Annotated in this window: 1 protein-coding gene; it reads left to right on the top strand. The window is 58.5% G+C overall.

The features are described from left to right. Positions 1 to 190 precede the first annotated feature (190 nt). Positions 191 to 1,656, top strand: a 1,466-nt coding sequence (locus tag B3520_RS02605; RefSeq protein ID WP_286875354.1) for a nucleoside-diphosphate sugar epimerase/dehydratase, incomplete at its 3' end; no start/stop codon positions are given.

Genomic DNA, 1,656 nt, shown 5'->3' with positions numbered 1-1,656 from the left:
GCATCCGCCGTAAATACCCGTGATTCCCACCATTTGGCACCCAAATTGCTTCACTAAACCTAACCCCAAAAACCGTAAGGTTTTCGTAACAATTGCCCCGATTTTGCGCTATACTCCAGCGGTTATTGCCCCATGAAGGAGCACAATCGGCCAGAGGCAAGATTCGGTCAATCAATGGAGTTAGAGGTCTATGCTGGAAGCCCTGTTTGAGTCCTCCCGGACCACCAAACGCATTATTTCACTGATTTACGACACCGTCGCTATTGTTACCGCCTTCTACGCCGCCGCCTTCCTGCGGCTCGGCACCTTTAACTCCCAGTTTCTCGATAAAGACGTCACCGTCATCGCCATCACCCTGGTGGTGAGTCTCGCCGTCTTTATCCGCATGGGCATGTACCGCGCCATCCTGCGCTACATGAGCACACCGGCCATGCTGACCATTGTTGGCTGCGTGTTTATTTCCGCACTGGTCCTGGCCACGTCCAGCTTTCTGACCCAGTCCCGACTGCCCCGCTCCATTCCGTTCATCTACCTGACCATCGCCCTGCTGCTCATTGGCGCCCCGCGCCTGATGGTGCGCAGCGTCATCATGATGCTCAACCGACGCAGTGTGGACCTGAAAGAGCCGGTGATCGTCTACGGCGCCGGCTATACCGGCCACCAGCTCACCCTGGCGCTGCAGGGCTCCCAGTACAAGCCCGTCGCTTTTGTGGATGACAATCCGGCGCTACACCGCACCGTGGTGGCCAACATCAAGGTCTACAGCCCGAAAATGATTGAGGCCCTGATCCGCACTCACCGGGTCAGTAAAGTCCTGCTCGCGCTGGGCAGCACGCCCAACTCCCGTCGGGCCCAGGTGATCAAACGTCTGGAGTCCCTCGCTATTTCGGTCCAGACCGTGCCAGCCATTCCGGATATTCTGAGTGGCAAGGCCCGCATCGAACACATCAAGGACGTGGAGATTGAAGACCTGCTGGGGCGCGACCCGGTCTCTTCCCAGCCAGAGCTCATGGCCGCCAACATTACCGACAAAGTGGTCATGGTCACCGGTGCCGGCGGTTCCATCGGTAGCGAGCTGTGTCGCCAGATCATCCAGCACCGCCCCCGCGCCATCGTGCTGTTCGAACTGAACGAGTTCAGCCTCTACCAGATCGAACGCGAGCTGCAGGAAACCCCCGAATTCCGCACAAATCACATCAACCTGTACAGCATTCTGGGCTCCGTCCAGAAAGAACACCGGGTGGAAACCATCATGCGCAGCTTTGGTGTGCAGACGGTCTACCACGCCGCCGCCTACAAGCATGTCCCGCTGGTGGAACACAATATCGTCGAGGGCGTGCGCAACAACGTCTACGGCACCTGGTACACCGCCGAGGCCGCCATTCGCGCCGGGGTGGAATCCTTCGTGCTGGTCTCCACCGACAAGGCCGTACGCCCCACCAACATCATGGGCGCTTCCAAGCGACTGGCAGAACTGGTACTGCAGGGCCTGGCAAAACGCCAGAACCACACCATCTTCAGCATGGTCCGTTTCGGTAACGTGCTAGGCTCTTCTGGCTCAGTGGTACCGTTATTCCGGGAACAGATCAAGAACGGTGGGCCGGTGACCGTTACCCACCCGGAGATGGTCCGTTACTTCATGACCATCCCCGAAGC

Source organism: Marinimicrobium sp. UBA4509, assembly GCF_002388575.1.
GTDB classification, from domain to species: domain Bacteria; phylum Pseudomonadota; class Gammaproteobacteria; order Pseudomonadales; family Cellvibrionaceae; genus Marinimicrobium; species Marinimicrobium koreense.
The sequence above is the reverse complement of the archived record's forward strand: the minus strand, read 5'-3'. Positions and strand labels throughout refer to the sequence as shown.